The 22,457-nt window shown below is 58.0% G+C and carries 23 protein-coding genes, 3 tRNA genes and 1 pseudogene; 18 read left to right on the forward strand and 9 right to left on the reverse strand.

Annotated features, from left to right (window positions below):
• Positions 1-23: 23 nt before the first annotated feature.
• The 3 genes from prfB to QLQ16_RS00385 all read right to left on the reverse strand — a co-directional run bounded on the left by prfB (position 24) and on the right by QLQ16_RS00385 (position 2,705).
• Positions 24-1,128, reverse strand: a protein-coding gene (prfB, locus tag QLQ16_RS00375; protein ID WP_283222709.1) for a peptide chain release factor 2 whose coding sequence is annotated in 2 segments (ribosomal slippage) — positions 24-1,046 and positions 1,048-1,128 — 1,104 coding nt in all. Because the reading frame shifts where the segments join, the coding sequence is not laid out codon by codon here.
• Positions 1,129-1,197: 69 nt separating this feature from the next.
• On the reverse strand, positions 1,198-1,728 hold the full coding sequence (locus tag QLQ16_RS00380) for a hypothetical protein (RefSeq protein WP_283222710.1): 531 nt from the start codon (positions 1,726-1,728) through the stop codon (positions 1,198-1,200).
• Between the two features lie 62 nt (positions 1,729-1,790).
• Complete coding sequence (locus QLQ16_RS00385) at positions 1,791-2,705, reverse strand: alpha/beta fold hydrolase (protein WP_283222711.1); 915 nt, start codon at positions 2,703-2,705, stop codon at positions 1,791-1,793.
• 25 nt (positions 2,706-2,730) lie between these two features.
• Between QLQ16_RS00385 and QLQ16_RS00390 the strand changes: the two genes are divergently transcribed.
• The 4 genes from QLQ16_RS00390 (at position 2,731) to plsY (ending at position 6,786) form a co-directional block, all read left to right on the forward strand.
• A complete protein-coding gene (locus tag QLQ16_RS00390; protein ID WP_283222712.1) occupies positions 2,731-4,503 on the forward strand; it encodes an acetate--CoA ligase in 1,773 nt (590 codons plus the stop codon).
• Positions 4,504-4,566: 63 nt separating this feature from the next.
• Positions 4,567-5,628, forward strand: coding sequence for an aldo/keto reductase (locus QLQ16_RS00395; protein WP_283222713.1), 1,062 nt, complete (start codon positions 4,567-4,569; stop codon positions 5,626-5,628).
• A gap of 8 nt (positions 5,629-5,636) precedes the next feature.
• Complete coding sequence (locus tag QLQ16_RS00400) at positions 5,637-6,128, forward strand: aminoacyl-tRNA deacylase (RefSeq protein WP_283222714.1); 492 nt, start codon at positions 5,637-5,639, stop codon at positions 6,126-6,128.
• Positions 6,129-6,156: 28 nt separating this feature from the next.
• On the forward strand, positions 6,157-6,786 hold the full coding sequence (gene plsY, locus QLQ16_RS00405; RefSeq protein ID WP_283222715.1) for a glycerol-3-phosphate 1-O-acyltransferase PlsY: 630 nt from the start codon (positions 6,157-6,159) through the stop codon (positions 6,784-6,786).
• 154 nt (positions 6,787-6,940) lie between these two features.
• Here plsY and QLQ16_RS00410 read toward each other — a convergent pair whose 3' ends face one another.
• On the reverse strand, positions 6,941-7,426 hold the full coding sequence (locus tag QLQ16_RS00410; protein ID WP_283222716.1) for a YajQ family cyclic di-GMP-binding protein: 486 nt from the start codon (positions 7,424-7,426) through the stop codon (positions 6,941-6,943).
• Between the two features lie 40 nt (positions 7,427-7,466).
• Between QLQ16_RS00410 and murB the strand changes: the two genes are divergently transcribed.
• Positions 7,467-8,519, forward strand: coding sequence for a UDP-N-acetylmuramate dehydrogenase (murB, locus tag QLQ16_RS00415; protein WP_283222717.1), 1,053 nt, complete (start codon positions 7,467-7,469; stop codon positions 8,517-8,519).
• A 326-nt stretch (positions 8,520-8,845) separates the two neighbouring features.
• Here the strand turns inward: murB and argG are convergent, their stop codons facing one another.
• From argG to QLQ16_RS00435, 4 genes are all read right to left on the reverse strand, one after another.
• Entirely contained in the window at positions 8,846-10,186 is a 1,341-nt protein-coding gene (argG, locus tag QLQ16_RS00420; RefSeq protein ID WP_283222718.1) for an argininosuccinate synthase, read from the reverse strand.
• Positions 10,187-10,208: 22 nt separating this feature from the next.
• Positions 10,209-10,526 carry a pyrimidine/purine nucleoside phosphorylase gene (ppnP, locus tag QLQ16_RS00425; RefSeq protein ID WP_283222719.1) on the reverse strand — a complete coding sequence of 106 codons (318 nt, stop codon included), beginning with the start codon at positions 10,524-10,526 and terminating at the stop codon, positions 10,209-10,211.
• 109 nt (positions 10,527-10,635) lie between these two features.
• The gene (locus QLQ16_RS00430) at positions 10,636-11,277 is read right to left on the reverse strand and encodes a glycine zipper 2TM domain-containing protein (RefSeq protein ID WP_283222720.1); all 642 of its coding nucleotides are present in this window, start codon (positions 11,275-11,277) and stop codon (positions 10,636-10,638) included.
• 92 nt (positions 11,278-11,369) lie between these two features.
• Positions 11,370-11,714 (reverse strand): arsenate reductase, encoded by a 345-nt coding sequence (locus tag QLQ16_RS00435; RefSeq protein WP_283222721.1) that lies wholly within the window; start codon positions 11,712-11,714, stop codon positions 11,370-11,372.
• 49 nt (positions 11,715-11,763) lie between these two features.
• On the opposite strand from QLQ16_RS00435, the gene folC reads away from it, so the two are divergent.
• The 13 genes and pseudogenes from folC (at position 11,764) to QLQ16_RS00495 (ending at position 21,377) form a co-directional block, all read left to right on the forward strand.
• Positions 11,764-13,053 (forward strand): bifunctional tetrahydrofolate synthase/dihydrofolate synthase, encoded by a 1,290-nt coding sequence (gene folC, locus QLQ16_RS00440; protein WP_283222722.1) that lies wholly within the window; start codon positions 11,764-11,766, stop codon positions 13,051-13,053.
• Between the two features lie 9 nt (positions 13,054-13,062).
• Positions 13,063-13,884, forward strand: a complete 822-nt coding sequence (locus QLQ16_RS00445) for an SPOR domain-containing protein (protein ID WP_283222723.1) — start codon at positions 13,063-13,065, stop codon at positions 13,882-13,884.
• Position 13,885: 1 nt separating this feature from the next.
• Positions 13,886-14,380: a CvpA family protein gene (locus QLQ16_RS00450; protein WP_283222724.1), complete on the forward strand. Its 495-nt coding sequence runs from the start codon at positions 13,886-13,888 to the stop codon at positions 14,378-14,380.
• Positions 14,381-14,417: 37 nt separating this feature from the next.
• Positions 14,418-15,932 (forward strand): amidophosphoribosyltransferase, encoded by a 1,515-nt coding sequence (gene purF / locus QLQ16_RS00455; protein WP_283222725.1) that lies wholly within the window; start codon positions 14,418-14,420, stop codon positions 15,930-15,932.
• Positions 15,933-15,940: 8 nt separating this feature from the next.
• Positions 15,941-17,152 (forward strand): O-succinylhomoserine sulfhydrylase, encoded by a 1,212-nt coding sequence (locus QLQ16_RS00460; protein WP_283222726.1) that lies wholly within the window; start codon positions 15,941-15,943, stop codon positions 17,150-17,152.
• Positions 17,153-17,195: 43 nt separating this feature from the next.
• On the forward strand, positions 17,196-18,608 hold the full coding sequence (gene gltX, locus QLQ16_RS00465) for a glutamate--tRNA ligase (protein WP_283222727.1): 1,413 nt from the start codon (positions 17,196-17,198) through the stop codon (positions 18,606-18,608).
• A 74-nt stretch (positions 18,609-18,682) separates the two neighbouring features.
• Positions 18,683-18,758, forward strand: a tRNA-Ala gene (locus QLQ16_RS00470).
• 38 nt (positions 18,759-18,796) lie between these two features.
• Positions 18,797-18,872, forward strand: a tRNA-Glu gene (locus QLQ16_RS00475).
• 48 nt (positions 18,873-18,920) lie between these two features.
• Positions 18,921-18,997: transfer RNA gene (locus QLQ16_RS00480), tRNA-Asp, on the forward strand.
• A gap of 99 nt (positions 18,998-19,096) precedes the next feature.
• Positions 19,097-19,252: pseudogene (locus QLQ16_RS15785) on the forward strand (DUF6538 domain-containing protein); the annotation flags it as partial.
• 27 nt (positions 19,253-19,279) lie between these two features.
• Positions 19,280-20,608: a site-specific integrase gene (locus tag QLQ16_RS00485; RefSeq protein ID WP_283222728.1), complete on the forward strand. Its 1,329-nt coding sequence runs from the start codon at positions 19,280-19,282 to the stop codon at positions 20,606-20,608.
• A complete protein-coding gene (locus QLQ16_RS00490; RefSeq protein ID WP_283222729.1) occupies positions 20,609-20,944 on the forward strand; it encodes a hypothetical protein in 336 nt (111 codons plus the stop codon).
• Positions 20,916-21,377 (forward strand): hypothetical protein, encoded by a 462-nt coding sequence (locus tag QLQ16_RS00495; RefSeq protein WP_283222730.1) that lies wholly within the window; start codon positions 20,916-20,918, stop codon positions 21,375-21,377. Before QLQ16_RS00490 ends, QLQ16_RS00495 begins: the two co-directional genes overlap by 29 nt.
• 167 nt (positions 21,378-21,544) lie before the next feature.
• On the opposite strand, the gene QLQ16_RS00500 is transcribed toward QLQ16_RS00495, so the two are convergent.
• Positions 21,545-22,027 carry a replication/maintenance protein RepL gene (locus QLQ16_RS00500; protein WP_283222731.1) on the reverse strand — a complete coding sequence of 161 codons (483 nt, stop codon included), beginning with the start codon at positions 22,025-22,027 and terminating at the stop codon, positions 21,545-21,547.
• Positions 22,028-22,457 lie beyond the last annotated feature (430 nt).

A 22,457-nucleotide genomic window follows, 5' to 3' on the forward strand; every position in this document is an offset into this window, starting at 1 on the left:
GTATGGCTGAGGGTCTGAACAGGTCAGAGGCCTTGTTTGAGCGAGGCTTCGATGAACGCATCGAGGTCGCCATCGAGCACTTTTTGGGTGGCCGAGATTTCGACGTTGGTGCGCAAGTCCTTGATGCGGCTGTTGTCCAGCACATAGCTGCGGATCTGGTGACCCCAGCCCACATCGGTCTTGGTGTCTTCGAGCTTTTGCTGCTCTTCCATGCGCTTGCGCATTTCGTAGTCGTACAGGCGCGAGCGCAGGCGTTGCCAAGCCACATCGCGGTTGCTGTGTTGGCTGCGGCCGTCTTGGCACTGCACCACGATGCCCGTGGGGATGTGGGTCAGGCGCACGGCCGAGTCGGTCTTGTTGATGTGCTGACCGCCCGCACCGCTGGCGCGGTAGGTGTCGGTGCGCACGTCAGACGGGTTGATGTTGATCTCGATCGAGTCGTCGATCTCGGGGTACACAAACAGCGAAGCGAACGAGGTGTGGCGGCCACCCGACGAGTCGAACGGGCTTTTGCGCACCAGGCGGTGCACGCCGGTTTCGGTGCGCAGCAGGCCGTAGGCGTATTCGCCTTCGATCTTGATGGTCGCGCTCTTGATGCCAGCGGTGTCGCCACCGGTTTCTTCTTCCACCGTGGCTTTGAAGCCTTTGCGTTCGGCGTACTTGAGGTACTGGCGCAGCAGCATGCTGGCCCAGTCGCAGGCCTCGGTGCCACCGGCACCGGCTTGGATGTCGACAAAGCAGTTGAGAGGGTCCGCCTCGTGGCGGAACATGCGGCGAAATTCCAGATCTTCGACCAGTTGGGTCAGCTTGGCGCCTTCGGCTTCGATGGTTTGCAGGCCTGCCTCGTCGCCTTCTTCCTTGCTCATCTCGAAGAGCTCAAGGTTGTCGGCCAACTCGCTGGTCAGGTTGGTGATGGTCACCACCACGCCGTCGAGGGCTTTTTTCTCTTTGCCCAGTTCTTGGGCTTTCTTGGGGTCGTTCCAGACCGCCGGATCTTCGAGCGATGCGTTGACGGTTCTCAGCCGTTCAGATTTGGCATCGTAGTCAAAGATACCCCCGAAGTTCGTTCGTACGGGCCGACAGGTCTGCCAGCGTTGCGCCGATTTGGTTGATGTGTTCTGCGTCCATGAGAAAAGTCCGGTTCGGTAAACCGGGCATTTTCTCACGACTTGGGCCTGTGGCCGACCCGCTCAGGGCTTAAAACTGCCGCCCGTACGAGAACATCAGGCCAGCTGTGCCCAGCAATTTGACCTGCAGCGAGTCGTGCTCGTTGAGGCGGTAGCCCAGGGAGGGAATGACGGCTGGCGAGAAACCGTTGTGGTTCAGAGGGACCTTGTTCTCGTATTTGCCGACGTAGCCGTACAAGATGCCTGCGGTGACTTTGACAAACAAGTTGGGCATGCCCAGCAGGTTGTTGAACTGTTGACCGGCGTACACATAGGTCGAGGGTTGGCCAAAAGAGTTGCTGAACAAGGCCACGCCGCAAAAGCGGTTGCCGGGCAGTTGTTCGTCCAAAGCGACCAGCACCACCGGTTTGTGCTCGTCGCTTTTGCTCCAGTGGTGGGTGTAAGGCGAGAACACGAACTCACCGCGGTGCGAAGGCTCGGGCGCGCCATCCACAGCCAAAAACGATGGGCAGTAACGCTCGGATGATTCAGCCAGGGCAGGGGCGCTGGCCATCAGTCCGGTGATGGCCGTGCTGAGCAAGGCAAGGGTGAAGTGACGCACGAGGAATCCCTGAAATTTGGTATTGGCCAGCGATTTTAGAGGCCTTGTGTGAACGTTTGACTTCAGGCCAAGAAGTCTTCGAGCAGGCGGGCCAGTTGCTCGGGCTGGTCGTGCTGCAGCATGTGGCCGGCGTTGTCGATACGCGCGATCTGTACCTGGGGAACGGATAGGAGCCGCTCATGGTACTGGTCCAGGGTGTACTTGCCTTTCCACCAGACGCCCAGCGAGTCGTCGGTGGCTTCGACCGCCAGCACCGGGCAGGTGATGCGGGCATAGGTGGCCAGGGTCTCTTCGGCGCGGTAGAGGTAGGGGTTGATCACTTTGTGAGCGGCGTCCCCCAGGATGCGCCATTGGCCATTGGCATCGGGCTTGGCCCAATGTTGGGCCAGCCAGTCGGCCTTGTCTTGTGAGAGGCGCTGGTTGGTTTTCATCAGGCGGGCGGCCACGCCCTCAGCACTGGCGTAGGTCTTGAGGTCGTTGTCGCCTTGGCGGGTGGCTTTGATCTCATCCAGCCACTGGGCCATGCGGCCAGGCGCTTGGGCCGGCCGGGTGTCGGGCATGCCAAAGCCTTCGAGGTTGACCAAGCGGCGAATGCGCTCAGGGCGTGCCCCTGCGTACATCATCACCACGTTGCCGCCCATGCTGTGGCCCACCAAGTCGATGGTTTGGCCGGGGTAGAGCTTGTCCAGCAAGGCGTCCAGATCGGCCAGGTAGTCGGGGAACCAGTAGCTGTCGGTGGCCGGTGCTTCTGTCAGGCCGTAGCCGCGCCAGTCGAAGGCGATGATGGAGCGCTGCTGCACAAAGGCCTCAGACAGGGCGTCAACCATGAACTGGTAAGAGGCGGCCACATCCATCCAGCCGTGGGCCAGCACGATGGGGGTGGTGCCGGGCGTGGGCTTGCCCCACTGTCGCACGTGGTACTGGCAGCCGCGCAGCGGCACCCAAGAGCTGGAGGATGGACGTAAAACTTGGTACATACTTTCGATCATAAGGAGACCAGCCATGACACGCAGTCACACCGATGACCGCCGCACCGCAGCAGCACAGGACCGCTACCAGGCCATTCACCAAGGTTTTGGCTGGAAGGTGCCCAAGCGCTTCAACATGGCCCACGCTTGTTGCGGCCAATGGGCCGCCCAAACTGCCACCGCACGGCGCGTGGCGATCCGTGAACACGTGGCGGGGCAGGGCCTGGGCCGCCGCTTCACCTTTGCCCAATTGCAAAGCGCGGCCAACCGATTGAGCCAAGTGCTGCGTGCGCAAGGTGTGCGGCGCGGTGACCGTGTGGCGATTGTCATGCCGCAGCGTTTTGAAACCGCCGTGGCCTACATGGCGGTCTTGCAAATGGGCGCTGTGGCCATGCCGCTGTCGATGCTGTTTGGGCCTGAGGCCTTGTCTTTTCGCATCAACGACAGCCAGGCCCGCGTGGCGGTGTGCGATGAATCCACGGCTGACGCCCTGAAGCAGGCGCGCCCAGACTGCCCCGGCTTGCAGTGCCTGATCGGCGTGGGCGCTGCGGGTGAAGTGGCCGATTTGGATTACGCCAAGGCGTGCGCTGCCCAAGCGGCCACGTTCAAGCCGGTGTCCACTTTGGCCGATGAGCCTGCCGTGCTGATTTACACCAGTGGCACCACCGGCAACCCCAAGGGGGCGCTGATCCCCCACCGCGCCTTGATCGGCAACCTGACGGGTTTTGTGTGCAGCCAAAACTGGTTTGGCTTTGACCCCGACCGGCCCGGCAGCCAGACCCAGGCGGTGTTTTGGTCGCCTGCCGATTGGGCCTGGACGGGCGGGTTGATGGACGCTTTGTTGCCCAGCCTGTACTTTGGCCGACCCATCGTGGCGTTCAATGGACGCTTTTCGCCCGAGGCGGCGTTTGAGATTTTGCAAAGCCACGGCGTGACGCACACGTTTTTGTTCCCCACCGCGCTCAAGGCCATGATGAAAGCCGTGCCCGATGCGAAGGCACGTTACCGGCTCAAGCTGCAAGCCATCATGAGCGCGGGCGAGGCCGTGGGGGACGCGGTGTTTGGCTACTGCCAAGCGCAATTGGGCGTCACGGTCAACGAGATGTTTGGCCAGACCGAGATCAATTACGTGGTGGGCAACTGCGCCCGCTTGTGGCCCGCGCGGGCCGGCAGCATGGGCAAGGGGTATCCGGGTCACCAGGTCGCTGTCATTGATGAGGCTGGCCAGTTGTGCCCCGCAGGCACGCCGGGCGAGGTGGCGGTCAACCGCTTGGATGTGCATGGACAACCCGATCCGGTGTTCTTTTTGGGTTACTGGAACAACGACAAAGCCACCACCGCCAAATACACGGGCGACTGGTGCCGCACCGGCGACATGGCCGTGGCCGACGAGGACGGCTACCTTTGGTACCAAGGCCGCACCGACGACATGTTCAAGGCGGCGGGTTACCGCATTGGGCCGGGCGAGATTGAAAACTGCCTGGTCAAACACGTCGCCGTGGCCAATGCCGCCGTGGTGCCCAAGCCCGACGCGGAACGGGGTGCGGTGGTCAAGGCCTTTGTGGTGATGTCGCCCGATTGCCTGGCCCAAAGGCCTACAGGTGCTGGGCAAGCGGCTTTCGATGACGCGGTGCGTGCCCAGTTGCAAGCCCATGTGCGCGGGCTCTTGGCCCCGTACGAATACCCCAAAGAGATCGAGTTCATCGACCAGCTGCCCATGACCACCACTGGCAAGGTCCAGCGGCGCGTGCTGCGCCTGCAAGAGGAGGCCAAAGCCTTGGCGACAAAACCAGGCGCAGCTGCGTGACAAAATAAGCCCCAACCGGACAAGCACCTTGTCCAATCCATGCCATCACCGACAGGAATCACCATGAAACGCGTTCAACTGGGTCAATCCGACCTGCAAGTGACCCCCATTTGCCTGGGCACCATGACTTTTGGCCAGCAAGTGAATGAAGCCGATTCGCATGCCATCCTGGACCGATCGCTCGAAGCAGGCATCAACTTCATCGATACCGCCGAAATGTATGCCGTCCCGGCCTCGGCCGACACATGTGGGGCAACTGAAACCTACATCGGCAACTGGTTCGCCAAAAACCCTGGCGCTCGCCAGAAGCTGGTGCTGGCCACCAAAGTGGCGGGCCCTTCGCGCGGCATGCCCTGGATCCGCGAAGGCACGGGCATGACGGGCCAAGACATCCTGAACTCGTGCGACGCCAGCTTGCGCCGTCTGCAGACCGATGTGATCGATCTGTACCAAATTCACTGGCCTGAGCGCCACGTGCCGGCTTTCGGCATCACCTATTTCGATCCGGCCAAAGACAAGTCGATCACGTCCATCCACGAGCAACTCGAAGTGCTGTCCAAACTGGTCAAGGCGGGCAAGGTGCGTTACATCGGCCTGTCGAATGAAACGCCTTACGGCGTGCACGAATTTGTGCGCCTGGCCGAGCAGCATGGCCTGCCGCGCGTGGCCACGGTGCAAAACCCCTATTGCCTCGTCAGCCGCACCTATGACAACGGTCTGGACGAAACATGCTATCGCCTGAATGTGTCGATGTTGGCTTATTCGCCTTTGGGTTTTGGCTTGCTCACCGGCAAGTACGACAACGACGACCTGAAAGGCCCGCTGGTGCCCGATGGCGGCCGCATTGCGCGTTATGACTCCATGCGCAAGCAGCGCTGGGGCCGTCCGGAAGCTTTGGTGGCCGCACGCCGCTACAACCAGTTGGCCCGCGACAACGGCATGACGCCGACCCAGATGGCGCTGGCGTTTTGCTACCACCGCTGGAGCGTGGCCAGCACCATCATCGGTGTGACTTCGCTGGCCCAACTGAGCGAAGATCTGGCCGCCTGGAGCACACAGCTCTCGCCCGAGGTGCTCAAGGCCATTGACGACATCCGCTGGGAAATGCGCGACCCGGCTTTGTGATCGGACGCATGGCCAAGAAAGACAAAGTCAGCGAAACCCCGGCCACAGCGCTCTTGCGACAGCACGGGGTGGATTTCTCCGAGCACCCTTACGAATACCTGGAGCACGGCGGGGCCCAGCACAGCGCGCAGGTGCTGGGCATGGACCCGTTCAGCGTAGTCAAAACCTTGATCATGCAAGACCAGGACGCCAAGCCGCTGGTGGTGCTGATGCACGGCAACCGCAAGGTGTCCACCAAAAATCTGGCGCGGCAAGTGGGGCTCAAATCGATTGAGCCGTGCGCCCCCGAGGTGGCCAACCGCCACAGCGGTTACCTGGTGGGCGGCACCTCCCCCTTTGCCACGCGGCGGGCCATGCCGGTGTTCATCGAAGAAACCATCCTCACTTTGCCACGCATTTGCATCAATGGCGGCAGGCGTGGCTATCTGGTGGGCATCGACCCGCAAGTGTGTTTGCAGTTGCTGAGTGCCAAGCCGGTGAACTGCGCACTGGCAGAATGACGCCAATTTAAAGACAAGGGAGATCTCGATGGCATGGTTGATTCAAGTGGGCGCGGTGCTGGCCGCCTATCTGGTGGGGTCGCTCAGTTTTGCGGTCATCGTGAGCCAGCTCATGGGCCTGAACGACCCGCGCAGCTATGGCAGCAAAAACCCCGGTGCCACCAATGTGCTGCGCTCGGGCAGCAAAAAAGCGGCCATCCTGACCTTGCTGCTGGATGCCGTCAAAGGCTGGTTGCCTGTGGCGTTGATCTTGACCTTTGGCGAGCCCTATGGCCTGGGCACGGGCGTGGCCGCAGTGGCGGGCTTGGCGGCTTTTCTGGGGCACCTGTACCCGGTGTTCTTTGGCTTCAAAGGCGGCAAGGGCGTGGCCACAGCGGTGGGGGTGTTGGTGGGCGTGAACGGTCTGCTGGCGCTGGCCACCTTGGGCACCTTTGCCATCGTGGTGTATTTCAGCCGTTATGTGTCGCTGGCGTCCATGGTGGCCGCGGTCTTTGCGCCGGTGTTTTACCTGTTCGGTGACGGCGTGGCTTGGCAGGCCGTTGGGGCCGAGGTGCTGTGCTTGGCTGTCATGGCGCTGCTCTTGGTTTGGCGTCACCGCGAAAACATCAACCGCCTGCTGGCGGGCACCGAATCCAAATTGGGCGCAAAAAAAGCCTGACGCATCAGGCTGCAAAGGGCAGCGCTCTGTAGGCGCCTGCCCTTCAAGCGATCGCTCGTGGATCGCTGTTGATCAAATCGCCAGCAGGGCTGGCTCCCACATCGGCAGCCTGAGCGGATGGCCCAGTGGGAACTTGCCCTGCAAGCGATTGAACTCAGTCGCGGAAGTTGTCGAACGACAGGGGCAACTCGGTCATGTCTTTGCGCAGCAGGGCCATGGCGGCTTGCAGGTCGTCGCGCTTGGCACCTGTGACGCGCACGGCATCGCCCTGGATGGACGCTTGCACCTTGATCTTGCTTTCCTTGATCAGCTTGGTGATCTTTTTGGCGTCTTCGGTCTCGATGCCATTTTTCACTTTGATCACTTGCTTGACCTTGTCGCCGCCGATTTTTTCGACCTTGCCGATGTCCAGAAAGCGCACGTCCACATTGCGTTTGGTGAGTTTGTTGCGCAGGATGTCTTCGACCTGCGTGAGCTGAAAGTCGGCATCGCCGTACAGGGTGATGTCTTTGTCCTTGAGTTCAATGGCAGCCGATGTGCCTTTGAAATCAAAACGGGTGCCGATTTCTTTGGCGGAAGTGTCAACGGCGTTGCGCACTTCGACCATATTGGGTTCGCAAACGGTATCAAACGAGGGCATGGCTGAAAAATTCAAAGGTTGAGAATGCGACAATTCTCCCATGAACTTGGAGAAAAACGTCCCCCTGCAGCCGTACAACACCTTCGGCATCGCCGCCAAGGCGCACGCTTTGGTGCGCGTGCGCTCAGAGGACGATTTGCGCGCCGTGCTGGCCGACCCTGCGCTGGCCACCTTGCCCCGGCAGGTGCTGGGCGGTGGCAGCAACATCGTGCTGACCGGCGATGTGAAGGCTCTTGTGCTCAAAGTGGAAGTGCCCGGCCTGCGACTGGCCAGTGAAACCGACAAGCACTGGATCATCGAAGCCGGTGCGGGCGTGGGCTGGCACGAGCTGGTCGCCTGGACCTTGGACCACGGGTATCCGGGCCTTGAAAACATGGCGCTCATCCCCGGCACCGTGGGCGCATCGCCCGTGCAAAACATCGGCGCCTATGGCGTGGAGTTGCAAGACCGCTTTGATTCGCTTGACGCCATGGACATGCTGACCGGCGAGTTGTTCAGTTTGAATGCGGCGCAGTGCGGCTTCAGTTACCGCGACTCGGTGTTCAAACACGCCTCTGGCGGGCCTGACGGCTTGGGCCTGGCAGGCCGTGCCATCATTTTGCGGGTGCGCTTTGCGCTGCCCAAGCGTTGGAAACCCGAGCTGGGTTACCTGGATTTGGAGCGCAAGATGGCCGAAACCGGCATCCACAGCCCCGATGCCCGGCAGATTTTTGACTGGGTGGTGGCGATCCGCCGCGCCAAACTGCCCGACCCGGCCATGATTGGCAATGCGGGCAGTTTCTTCAAGAACCCGAGCGTGACGCCCGAACAATGCGCCGACATCATCGCCCGCGAACCCAAGGTGGTGCATTACCCCATGCCCGACGGCTCCATCAAGCTGGCCGCGGGCTGGCTGATCGACGCCTGCGGCTGGAAGGGCAAGACCGTGGGGCACGCAGGGGTCTACGAAAAGCAGGCCCTGGTGCTGGTCAATCGAGGTGGGAGAGAGAACCCCTGCACTGGGGGCGAGGTGATGACCTTGGCCAAGGCGATTCAGACCAGCGTGTACGAGCGGTTTGGGATTCGGTTGGAGCCGGAACCTGTGGTGATTTGAGGCTTCGCTCGTTGTGGTTTGGAGCGCCTGTGTTCCGCCCCGGGTATTGGCCTGAGCGGTCGGCCTCATAACTCGCTTCGCTCGCCAAATCGGCCGATCCGCTCAGGCCAATACCCGGGGCTGCGTTGCTGGTGGGTCAAAGACTTCCCCTTTTTATGACAGAACGTAGCCTTGGTGAGAGTGCCTGCCGGACTCGCCGATTTGGCGAGCGAAGCGAGTTATGAGGCGAGCCGGCAGGCACCCGCAACAAGGCGGAAAACACCTGAAACGCAAGCACAAAACAAAAAACGGCCCGAAGGCCGTTTTTCATTGAAGAGACAAAAACATCACTTCTTGCCGCTGCCGTCCAGTTTGTAGATGTGCGGACCTTCACCCACCGACAACAAACCAGTGTGCGCGTAGATGCCCAGCTTGGCGCGGGTGTCCACGATGTCGAGGTTGCGCATGGTCAGCTGGCCGATGCGGTCCAGCGGGCTGAACGGGGCGTCTTCCACTTTTTCCATCGACAAACGCTCGGGGGCGTAAGTCAGGTTGGGCGAGTCGGTGTTCAGGATGCTGTAGTCGTTGCCACGGCGCAGCTCAAGCGTCACGGTGCCGGTCACTGCGCGGGCCACCCAGCGCTGGGCGGTTTCGCGCAACATGATGGACTGTGGGTCGAACCAACGGCCTTGATACAACAGGCGACCCAGACGCAGACCGTTGATCCGGTACTGCTCGATGGTGTCTTCGTTGTGGATGCCGGTGACCAAACGCTCGTAGGCGATGTGCAGCAGCGCCATGCCGGGGGCTTCGTAGATGCCGCGGCTCTTGGCTTCGATGATGCGGTTCTCAATCTGGTCGCTCATGCCCAAACCGTGGCGGCCGCCGATTTCGTTCGCTTTCAGGAACAGCTCGACCGGGTCGGCGTATTCCACGCCGTTCAGGGCCACGGGCATGCCTTCTTCAAATCGCACGCTCACTTCTTCGGCTTTCACTTCGACTTCGGGCTTCCAGAACGCCACGCCCATGATGGGGTTGACGATCTTCATGCCGCTGGCCAGGCTTTCCAGGTCCTTGGCTTCGTGGGTCGCGCCGAGCATGTTGCTGTCGGTGGAGTAGGCCTTTTCGGCGCTCATCTTGTAGCCAAAGCCGTTGGCGGTCATGAAGGCGCTCATTTCGGCGCGGCCACCGAGCTCGTCGATGAACAGCTGGTCCAGCCAAGGTTTGTAGATCTTCAGGCTCGGGTTGGTGAGCAGTCCGTAGCGGTAAAAGCGCTCGATGTCGTTGCCCTTGAAGGTGCTGCCGTCGCCCCAGATGTTGACGTCGTCTTCCTTCATGGCGGCCACCAACATGGTGCCGGTCACGGCGCGGCCGAGAGGCGTGGTGTTGAAGTAGGTGATGCCACCGGTAGAGATGTGGAAGGCGCCGCACTGGATGGCGGCGATGCCTTCGTGGGCCAGTTGGGTGCGGCAGTCGACCAAGCGGGCTTTTTCGGCGCCGTATTCCATCGCCTTGCGGGGAATTTCGTTGTAGTCGGCTTCGTCAGGCTGGCCCAGGTTGGCGGTGTAAGCGTAGGGCAGGGCGCCCTTTTGCTTCATCCACAACAGGGCAGCAGAGGTGTCCAGACCGCCCGAGAAGGCGATACCGACTTTTTGCCCTTTGGGCAGGTTTTGCAAGATGGTGCTCATGGGGTTCCGATCGGCCAGGGGTTCAACCGAAGTGGCAGATGTAGTGGTAGGGCTCGGTCACGCGGATCTCGAACTTGGAGTTGCCGGGCACATTGAATTTTTCGCCCGCGCTGGACTTGACCCATTCGGTGCTGCCGTCGAGTTTGTACTCGCAAAAGCCGCCCACGCATTCCATGATTTCAGGCGCGCCGGTGTTGAAGGTCAATGTGGCGGGCAAGATCACGCCCACCGACAGCTTGGTGCCGTCGGCCAAGGTCAGGCCGTGGCTGACGCATTTGCCGTCAAAGTAAACATTGGCTTGGGTGGTGACGGATGCGCCGTCGATTTTTTGGGTGGTCATGGTGTGTTGGAGTGCAAATGCAAAAAAGGGCCTGATGCGGCCCCTGTTTGGCGGGTCAAACGATCAACCCGTGATTTTAGGTCAGATGAGGCAAGCCCCATCGGGGGGCTCAGCGCCAATGGCGATGTCCGCCGTAATGGCCACCACCCCAGCCCCACCCAAAGTTGAGGTTGGTGTAAATCGGTGGGTAAGATCGGTAAACCGGTGTGGGCACGTAAACCACCGAGGGTTGGCTGATCACCGTCTGGGGTTGCGTCACCGCGACAGGCGCAGGGGCTGCGGCTTGGGTTGCGCCCAAGGGGGTGACTTGCAATTGGATCGTTGGGCCAGGATCTTGCGGCAATTGCACCGTGTGTTGTTTGCCCGCGTATTCATAGACCACGGTATAGCCCACCAAACGGTTTTCCATGAAGTTCTGGGTGGTGCAGGTGGTTTGGTTTTGCATTTGGCTGCCAGGATTTTCAATCCGGTCACCCAATATGGAGCCTCCTACGATGCCCGCCATGGTGGCCAGTGCCTGGCCAGTGCCGCCGCCGATCTGGCTGCCCACGGCACCGCCCGCAATGGCCCCCATCAGCGCGCCTGCACCCGAGGTGGGGTTTTGCACGGCGACAGGGCTTTGGCTGCAGGTCTGGCGCGGCACGGCCACTTGCTGGTAAACGGCGGTGCGCGAAATCACCTGACCGACTTCTTGGGCTTGCGCCAAGCTGGCCAAAGCCAGCAAAAGCGCACTGGTCGTGAATTTTTTCATGGTGGATGCCTCCTGATTCCTCAATATTTGAAGTTTAGCGGCCTGTCAGTGGCCTGGAATGCTGAGTCAGGTAAAGATTCGTAAGCCCAGCTTTACAGGGGCCAGAGCTCTGGGGTGTAGCCAATACTGATGCGCCCTGAGGGCCAGGCGATCACTGGGCGCTTGATGGTGCTGGCGTGTTCCAGCATGACAGCCTTGGCGCTGGGGGTGTCGTGGACGCTGGCCTGCACGGTGGCGTCGAGCTTGCGCCAAGTGGTGCCTTTGCGGTTGAGCACGGTTTCCCAGCCGCACGCGGCCATCCAGCCGTCCAGTGCGTCGGCAGGAACGCCTTGCTTTTTAAAGTCGTGGAAGGTGGCGTTCAGGCCTTGGTCGCTCAGCCAAGTGCGGGCTTTTTTGACGCTGTCGCAGTTGGGAATGCCGTAAACAATGAGGTCCATGCGGGTTCTTGTGGGTGAAAGCTGTGGGAGTGGGCGACAATCGCCGCCTATGAAGACTCTACAGGAATGGCTCGACTGGTGCGAGCAACTACACCCCGTGGCCATCGACATGGGCTTGGACCGGGTGAAAACCGTCGCCGACCGCATGGCCTTGAAGTTCGACTGCCCGGTCATCACCGTGGCCGGCACCAACGGCAAAGGCTCGACCTGCGCCATGCTCGAAGCCATCTTGCTGGAAGCCGGTTACCGCACGGGCGTGTACACCTCGCCGCACTTGGTGCATTTTGAAGAGCGCTGCCGCCTGCACGGCGAGTCGGCCAAGCCCGAACAGTTTGCCCAGGCTTTTGCCGCGGTCGAGGCGGTGCGTGGCGATGTGAGCCTGACCTATTTTGAATTCAGCACCCTGGCCATCTTGCACATGATGGCCCAGTCGAATCTGGATGTGGCCATTTTGGAGGTGGGGCTGGGCGGCCGACTGGACGCGGTCAACATCGTTGATGCCGATTGCGCCGTGATCACCAGCATCGACATCGACCACACCGCCATTTTGGGCAAAGACCGAGAAAGCATTGGTTTTGAGAAGGCCGGCATCATGCGCGCCGGCAGGCCTGTCATCCTGAGCGATCCGGTGCCGCCACAAAGTGTGTTGGACCATGCTGCGGCCATCGGCGCAGACTTGTGGCGCTTTGGGCAAGACTTCAACTTTTCAGGCGACAAGCAGCAGTGGGGCTGGGCCGGGCGCGGTCGCCGTTATGCCGGCATGGCCTATCCCGCCTTGCGTGGTGCCAACCAATTGGTCAATGCCTCGGGGGTGCTGGCGGCGCTCGACGCCTTGCGCCCCCGCATCCCGGTGACGGCGCAAGCGGTGCGCAATGGCTTGGCCATGGTCGAGTTGCCCGGCCGGTTCCAGATCATCCCGGGAGAGCCGGTTTTGGTGCTGGATGTGGCGCACAACCCGCATTCGGTGGCGGCTTTGGCCGAGAACCTGGATGCCATGGGCTTTTACCCCACCACCCACGCGGTGTTCGGGGCCATGGCAGACAAAGACTTGTTGCCCATGCTGCAGCGCGTCAACCCCTTGATTGACCGCTGGTATTTCACCGATTTGCCCTTGCCCAGGGCTGCCAAAGCGGTCGATCTACACCAAGTATGGACCGAGCAAAATACCCGCAAAGATGTGACTGCCAGCCTTCATCCGTCCCCCATGGGCGCGCTGCAAGCGGCCATCGATGCGGCGGACCCGACTGATAGAATCGTCGTCTTTGGCTCCTTCTATACGGTGGGCGGTGTATTGCAAGACGGCATACCGCGCCTGCAAGCCAAACACCTCAGCCCCTGAGCACCCGCCATGGCCTTTTTCAAGTTCCGTATTCCTGATCGCACCGCTTTTGCCGAAGCCGTGGCGTCGGGACCCAATGAAAACATCGAAGTCGTGCGCCGCCGAGCACGTTACCGATTGATCGGTGCCGTGGTACTGGTCTTGTTCGCGGTGGTGGGTTTTCCCCTCGTGTTTGACACGCAGCCCCGCCCAGTGGCGGTGGACACGCCCATCGTGATCCCGGATCGCCAAGCTGTAGCGCCCCTCACGGCCGCTGCGCCTACGCCCGCTTCGCAAGCACCCGCCAAACCCTGGAAGATCGCGCCCGAAACCTTGTCCACTCAAGCCGGGCTGGATCCACGCGAAGAGGTGGTGCAGCCTTCGGCATCGGCGCCAGCTCCGGCCGTCGCTAACGAGGCCAAACCTGAGTCTGCGGAAAAGCCGAAAGACAAGCAGGCTGACAAGCCCAAAGAAAAACCCGAAGCAGGGCATGCCAAGGATGACGCCAAGGCGGCGCAAACGGCGAAAGACAAGGCCGATGCAGAGGCCAAAACCAAGAACAAATCCAAATCAGATGCCGACAAGGCCAAGGCTTTGCTGGAAGGCAAGTCTGCCGCCTCTGAGCGCGTGATCATTCAGGTGGGCGCTTTCAGCGATGCCGCCAAACTGCGCGAAGTGCGTCAGAAATTGGAAAAAGGCGGCTTCAAGACTTACACCCAAGTGGTGGAGGGCAAAGATGGCAAATCCACAACGCGTGTGCGCGTCGGACCTTTTGACAGTCGCGAGGAAGCCGACAAGGCCGCTGCGCGCATCCGCAAGCTGGACTTGTCCCCGGCTATTTTGAAGCTTTGAGATGACCGTCTCCATCACCGATTGGGCTTTGTTGGGGGTGTTGTTGGCCTCCATGGTGGTGGGGTTGTGGCGCGGCCTGGTCTACGAAGTGTTGTCACTGGCCGGTTGGGTGGCGGCTTTCTTTTTGGCGCAGTGGCTGGCCACCGATGTGGTGGCTTGGGTGCCCTTTGTGCAAAACGCCGCGCCATCGGTTCAATACGCAGTGGGTTATGTGCTGGTTTTTGTCGGCAGTTTGTTTGTCTTTGCCTTGCTGTCCTGGTTGGTCAAGAAGCTGATCGAATCGGTGGGATTGCGGCCCGTTGACCGTGTGCTGGGTGGTGCTTTTGGTTTGGCTCGAGGTGTGGTGCTCTTGCTGGCATTCACCGTGGTTTTGCAGTTGACCGGTTTGTCCCAAAGTGACTGGTGGCAAAGCGCCAAATGTCCGGTCTGGCTGGACCTGACGATCCAAGGGCTTAAGCCTTTGATGCCTGAATCTATGTCGAAGTTTTTACCCTGATTTGAATCGGGTTGATTAATTTATAACGGAAATAGCCATGTGTGGAATTGTTGGCGTTGCAAGCAGCGCACCGGTCAATCAGCTGATCTATGACGCCTTGTTGTTGTTGCAACACCGTGGTCAAGATGCCGCAGGCATCGTCACGCAGCTGGACCGCAAGTTTTTCATGCACAAAGCCAAGGGCATGGTCCGCGATGTGTTTCGTACCCGCAACATGCGTGCCCTGCCCGGCAATTGCGGCCTGGGCCAAGTGCGTTACCCGACGGCGGGCAATGCCTTCAGCGAAGAAGAGGCCCAGCCTTTTTATGTGAACGCGCCATTTGGTTTGGTGCTGGTGCACAACGGCAACCTGACCAATGCCCACGCCCTGAAGGCCGAGTTGTTCTCGAATGACCACCGCCACATCAACACCGAGAGCGATTCTGAAGTGTTGCTCAACGTGCTGGCGCACGAGTTGGAAAAAACCACCCGTGGCTTGCTCCTGACGCCCAACGATGTGTTTGAAGCCGTGCGAGGCGTGAACCGCCGTGTGAAGGGCTCTTATGCCGTGATCGCCTTGATCGCGGGCCATGGCTTGCTGGCTTTTCGCGATCCGCACGGCATCCGCCCGCTGTGCATGGGCCGCAGCGCGGACGGCACCATCATGCTGGCCAGCGAGTCGGTGGCTTTGGATGGCACGATGCACCAGTTCGAGCGCGATGTGGCGCCTGGTGAGGCGGTTTTTGTCGACCTGCAAGGTCAGTTGCACAGCCAGATGTGCGCTGACAAATCGCAACTGAGCCCTTGCATTTTTGAATACGTTTACTTGGCCCGCCCTGACTCGACCATGGACGGTATTTCGGTGTACCAAGCCCGCCTGAACTTGGGTGAGACCCTGGCCAAACGCGTGATCTCCACCGTGCCCCCCAACGACATCGATGTGGTGATCCCGATCCCGGAATCGAGCCGTCCAAGTGCCACCCAATTGGCGCATTTGCTGGGCATCCCCTACCGCGAAGGTTTTGTCAAAAACCGTTACGTGGGTCGCACCTTCATCATGCCCGGCCAATCGGTGCGCAAGAAGTCCGTGCGCCAAAAGCTCAACGTGATCGTGAGCGAATTCAAGGGCCGCAATGTGCTGCTGGTGGATGACTCCATCGTGCGCGGCACCACCAGCCGCGAGATCGTGCAGATGGCCCGTGACGCGGGCGCCAACAAGGTCTACATGGCCAGTGCGGCGCCACCGGTGCGTTATCCCAACGTGTACGGCATTGACATGCCCACGGCTGAAGAGTTGGTGGCGCATGGCCGCAGCATTGAAGAAATTCGCCAGATCATTGGCTGCGATGCCCTGATTTACCAGGACGTGGATGCGATGAAGACCGCCGTGGCCCAGGCCCGCGTGTCCGGTGCTGGCGCCTTGTCGGCTTTCGATGCCTCCTGCTTTGACGGTGTGTATGTCACGGGCGATATATCGTCGGACGACATCAGCCGCCTCAATGAATCCCGTCCTCAGACCGAAGAGGGCGCTGAAGACAATTCGCGTTTGGCTTTGCCCAACGCCAGCGAGTGAGGTGAGACATGGTTGACCGTTCGCAATTTGATGATCTGCACCTGGAAACCTTGGCCGTGCGTGCCGCGGTGCCGCCCAGCCAGTACGGCGAAAACTCCGAAGCCCTTTACCTGACCAGCGGCTACGTGCAGCCGTCGGCTGAAGCTTCTGCTCGCCGCTTTGCGGGCGAGGAAGACGGCTACACCTATGGTCGCTCGGGCAACCCCACGGTCAGCAGCTTTGAGATGCGTTTGGCCGCGCTCGAAGGCAGCGAGGCCTGTCTGGCCACATCGTCTGGCATGTCGTCTGTGATGTTGATGCTGTTCAGCCTGCTCAAGTCGGGTGACCACGTGGTCTATTCGCAGTCGATGTTCGGCTCGACCATCAAGCTGATTGGCTCCGAATTCGCACGCTTTGGCGTGGAATCCACCACGGTGCCCCAGACCGATCTGGCTGCATGGAAGGCCGCGATTCGGCCCAACACCAAAATTTTGTTTGCCGAAACACCGACCAATCCGCTGACCGAAGTCTGTGACATTGCCGCATTGGCCGATCTGGCGCACAACGCGGGCGCCTTGCTGGCGGTGGACAACTGCTTTGCCACGCCCATCTTGCAGCGCCCAATCGCCATGGGTGCCGACATCGTCATGCATTCGGGCACCAAATACCTGGATGGACAGGGCCGTGTCATGGCCGGTGCGCTGTGCGCCACCGACAAAATGGTCCGAGAGAAGTTCCTACCTGTCATGAAAAACGGTGGCATGGTGCTGTCGCCCTTCAATGCCTGGGTGGTGCTCAAAGGCTTGGAGACGCTGGACATCCGCATGCGCGCTCAAAGCGCCCGTGCGCACGAGATGGCCCTGTGGTTGCAAAGTCATCCTGCTGTGGCCCGCGTGCATTACCCTGGCCTGGAAAGCCATCCTCAATACGCTTTGTCGATGCAGCAGATGTCGGGCATGGGCGGTGCGGTTTTGTCCTTCGATTTGAAAGCGGGCGACCCGCAGACAGCACGCGCACGCGCCTTCCATGTGCTCGACAGTTTGAAAACCTTGTCGCTGTGCACCAACTTGGGTGATACCAAAACCTTGCTCACGCACCCGGCCAGCACTTCGCACGGCAAGCTGAGTGAAGACCAGCGCCAAGCCGCAGGTATCACACAAGGCTTGATTCGCATGGCCGTGGGCCTGGAGCATGTGGCCGACATGCAGGCCGATCTGGCCCGCGGCCTCGAAACCCTTTGATGTGTATTCAGGGCCCCGATGGGGCCCTTCTTGAGTTGAAACCATGACGAAAATCCGCACCCGCATCGCCCCGTCTCCTACGGGGTTTCTGCATTTGGGCACCGCCCGAACCGCTTTGTATTCTTGGGCCTATGCCCGTCACCATGGCGGTGAGTTTGTGCTCCGCATCGAAGACACCGATGTGGCGCGTTCCACGCAAGACTCGGTAGATCAGATTCTGGAGTCCATGCATTGGCTGGGCCTGGGCTATGACGAAGGCCCGATCTACCAAATGCAGCGCTTGGACCGTTACCAAGCTGTGATCGACCAAATGCTGGCCGCGGGCACGGCGTACCGCTGCTACTGCACCCCAGAAGATCTGGAAGCCATGAAAGCGGCGCAGGAGGCGCGTTGCGAAAAGCGCCTGTACGACCGCACCTGGCGCCCGGAGCCCGGCAAAGTGTTGCCGCCTGTGCCTGCGGGCGTGAAGCCGGTCATCCGATTTGCCAACCCGATCGATGGCGTGGTGACTTGGGACGATTTGGTCAAAGGCCCGATCAGCATCAGCAACACCGAGATCGACGACCTGATCATCCAGCGTGCGCCGGAAGAGGGCGCGCCTGAAGGTGCAATCGGCGTGCCGACCTACAACTTCGCTGTGGTGATCGACGATTGGGACATGGCCATCAGCCACGTGTTCCGTGGGGACGAGCACATCAACAACACACCTTGGCAAATCAACATGTACCGCGCCTTGGGTGCTTCGCTGCCACATTTCGGTCACCTGCCGGTGATTTTGGGCGACGACGGACAAAAGCTGTCCAAGCGCCGAGGTGCTGTGGCAGTGTCCAACTACGACGAAGCAGGCTACCTGCCCGAGGCCATGAACAACTACCTGGCCCGCTTGGGCTGGAGCCATGGCGATGATGAGTTGTTCAGTCTCGATCAAATGGTGCAATGGTTCGATGGCACGCATTTGTCCAAGAGTCCTGCGCAATGGGATGCGGCCAAACTGGCCTGGGTCAATGCCCAGCACCTCAAGGCCATGGACGACGCTGTGCTCGCCCAAAAAGTACAGCCTTTCTTGGCCAAACTTGGCGTCACGGCTGATGAACGCCTCACAGCCATTTGTGGCTTGTTCAAAGACCGCTGCGACACCTTGGTGGTGTTGGCCAAGTGGGTAAGCGCCTTCTATCTGGACGTGGTACCCAATGCCGAAGAAAAGGCCCAGCATGTGACCGATGCGGTCAAGCCTGCACTGGCCTTGCTGGCTGAAAAGCTGGGCACATGCGACTGGGACAAGTCAGCCATTTCGGCGGCCATCAAAGAAGTGTTGACGGCAACAGGCCTGAAAATGCCCCAGATCGCGATGCCTGTGAGGGTACTTGTCATGGGCACTGCACAGACACCGTCTTTGGATGCTGTACTTTCTTTGAATAAACGCGAAAAAATTCTCGCCTGCTTGAAAAACGTCTAAAAACCTGTCTATAATTCAAGTCTCGACACCAACGAGGCATAACGAAAAGCAGCAATGCAAAGCGTTGTACCGAAGGGGGTATAGCTCAGCTGGGAGAGCGCTTGCATGGCATGCAAGAGGTCAGCGGTTCGATCCCGCTTACCTCCACCAAAGTGTCGAGAAGATTCGCAAGAATCAGTCCAGGTTATGACCCTATCGTCTAGAGGCCTAGGACATCACCCTTTCACGGTGAGTACCGGGGTTCGAATCCCCGTAGGGTCGCCAAGTTGTAGCACTTGGCTTTAACAAAAGTTGAAGCGAAGCTACCTACCAGGAGTGGTAGTTCAGTTGGTTAGAATACCGGCCTGTCACGCCGGGGGTCGCGGGTTCGAGTCCCGTCCACTCCGCCAAGAAATGGAAAACCGTTGTAAGTCATTGACTCACAACGGTTTTTTCATTTGGGCTTCAGATGCCTTTTTTCGTGCAAGTGCTACGCCTAGGTGCTACACATGCCCGCAAAAACGCCACGCCTTTACAGAAGCCGACACGGGGTTTATTACCTTCGCGTTTGCCTTCCAGAGGGCGAACGAAGCAACCCACAATCCAAGGAAGTTTGGCGCAGTCTCAAGACCAAAGACAGCCGAACGGCACAGGCGCTGGCGTTAAGATTTGCCATCGAAAAGACCTATGCCATGCCCAAAAAGTCCATCAAAAGCCTTGTTGATGAAATCACCAACCCCCTGAGCTTCACCAGCAGGGAAGGGCACCGCATCGACTTCGATCCAGCCAAGCCCGAAGAAGTGGCCTTTGCCCGTGAATTCATTGCCGAGCACACGACAAAAGCAGCCCACGACCTGGCCGAGGCAGACCGCCAACGGCTGGCCGACACAGAACTGGAATTCCGCCGTAAAGAGGCCGAAGCCTTGCGACTGCGTGAAGCCCAGTTGTTCCAACAGGTCAACCAGAAACCCGCTTCCCCGCTGTTCAGCAAGTACGTGGATGCCTATCTCACGTTGATCAAGAATTCGGACATCACCGAGCGCACCAAAAAAGGCTATGCCGCCAAGCTCAAAGTGTTTCAAGACTTCGTTGGAAAGTCGGCCACCTTGGATGAGATCACGCCAGACACCATCTTGAACTTTCAAACATGGATGGCCAAAGACGACCCCTTGACCGACCGAAAAGCGATCACGCCGCGCAGCATTGACGAATATTCCAACGTCATCAGCAACGTTTACAAAAAGGTCATCAAGAAGGCGGCAGACAATCCCATCGAAGGCCGACTGGTGGGCAAAAAACAGCGGATGAAATCCAACCGCAAGCCCTTCACACCCGATGAACTCAAAGCCATTTTTGACCCGCAAAGGCTGGCAACGGTCAAGAACCCTGCCGATTTTTTTGTGCCCATCTTGGGCCTGCTCACAGGTTCACGCCCCGCTTCCATTTGCCAATTGAGGGTGGGCGACATTCGGCGAGACGATGGCGTGATGGTGATCCACTATCACGACTACATCGAAGGCAACAGCGCCAAGACACGGGCCACCAATCGCATTGCACCGCTTCACCCCTTGCTTGAAAAAGTGGGCTTCCTTCGTTACTTGGATGATGTGAAAAGCCTGCCCGACACCAACGCCACCACGCTGATTTTTCCGTGGCTCAACAAGTATGAACAGGGCTATGCCGATGTGCCATCTCAGAACTTCATGGCGATGCTCAAAAAGCTGGGCATTTATGTGCCCAATGTGAAGGTGTTCTATTCGCTACGGCACACGACCAACCAGCGATTGAAAGAGCGTGGCGTGCCCGAAGACTTCCGCAGCCAGTACATCGGCCACGAGAACGACAGCGTGAACAATCGAACCTATGGTGGTGAAACCCCGCCCAAGTTTCTGCTGGAAAGCGTCATCCCACACCTTCAATTCGATGAAATCCAGTGGGATGCGATTCATTACAAAAGCGATATTCAGAGCATGAAAAAAGCTATTGAAACAGCAAGACGTAGAGATGAAAGGAAGAAATGATTGATTTTTTTGTCAATATATTTTTCGGATTATTGTGCGGCTTACTGGGCCGTGATCACCCGCCTACATGCCACAAAAGCCAACCCCGCCCATGTGATGCAGATCGCAGGCCATGCCGACGAGGCCAAGGGCGTTCATTTCAAGACCTACACCCACGATGTGGGCCTGCAAGCACTGGCTGATACGCTGGGCGGGTTGCGGTATGCTTTGGATTTCCAGACGTTGAGGATTGAAGACCCAAGGTTTTCTAAAACCCTTCACCGCTGGAATATGCAAGAGCAACGTAAAGAAAACACTCCCACAAAAAATGGCAGAAGAAAAAATCTCTCAAGCTGAAAAGCAAATTAAAACGATTACTTGGTTATTGACAGTAGTTATTTTCGCGATTTTGTATCTTTTTCATGAAAAATTCGAAAAAGATAAATTTTTCAAAGAAGCGTTCGGGTTGGTTGCATACACTTACCCTATTCTTGCCACAATGATCGCAGCAAAAGAAATAACAAATCGGAACAAAAAAAACGGTGATCACGTAATTGACTTTATTGATTCAATTGTTTTGTACGTAGCGGCAACCATATTTTATGGGGCCTATATCTTGTTTGACACTAACAGCTACTACCCTCTTTTTCCAATTTTAGGCTGCATTATAGCCTATATAACCATCTTAAAATTTAACCAGGATGGGAAAAATTCATTCATGAGATTTTTACTAATTCCTACAATCCCTACTTTTTCATTTATTGTGTATGCTTGGATTAAAAATTTATGAAAATTTCTTAAAAAATATCTGTACCACATCAATCAATGCATAAAATATAAATACAGAAACAGCCAGCCACAACCAATCCGAAATACCATCATGAGTTTTTATATTTTTTAAAGGCTGAAAATTCTTAATAATTCTAAGGTTTTGGATTTTTTGAATGACTCGCATAATTAAAACACCCTTTCAATTGAAGTTTCAAAAAGTTTTGGCTCGTCATTTAGTGCAGCCATAACCCCATTCTTATCAGCTCGAATTTGATTGATGCCACCCTTGGTAAACAAATTCGGGTTGATGTACTCCATTTTATTGGTGGGGTGCTTGAGTAAATATCTTTTTTCTCTTAACTTTTTCATGGTTCGTGAAACGTCTGCTTGATTCACTTTGCAATCTTCACTGACGGCCAATTGTGTGACGTTGAATACGTTCTGATATTGAGCCAATTTTGCAATTGACAATAGAACCTTGAATTCGCTTTTGGTAAGGTCATTCAATGCTGTTTGGGCATTTTCCACAAACATCATTACAAATTCTTGATTGACCTTTGCCTTTGCGCGGGTCACAATGGCAATGCTTTTATCCTCGATCTTGTCTTGGAATTGGTTTTTAAGTGTTTCTTCCAAATCGCCCACTTTAACTTGCCGCCTTGATTTCATTTATTTTCCTCCTGTTTGATTATCAATAACAAACAATTTAAAAAATGTCAAGTGCATATGGGAATTTGTTCAATTCGGTATTCGCTGAATTGCTTTAAAACCCTCAAAATCTTGGTGCCAGTCCCAAGATTTCTTGGTGTCAGTCCCAAGATTATCTTGGTGTCTGTCCCAAGATTTCTTGGGACTGGACACAAGATCGAAACCTTGAGACCCGCATAAATAGAGGCTTTGAGCGATTTACTAGAGAAAGAATATAGAGTTAGATACTCAACTCGGCTACCGCCTCGGAATTAGGGGTTCGCACCCCTCGGCCTTCGGCCTCACCCGCGACAGGCTGCGCCTGTCCCTTTCCTTTTTTTGGGCAAGAGGGGAAGCCCTGCCCAAAGCCTCAAAAAGACGGCGGCCAATGCCGCCCGTCCGAAGGACGGAA

The organism is Limnohabitans lacus (assembly GCF_030053395.1).
GTDB classification, from domain to species: Bacteria; Pseudomonadota; Gammaproteobacteria; order Burkholderiales; family Burkholderiaceae_C; genus Limnohabitans_A; species Limnohabitans_A lacus.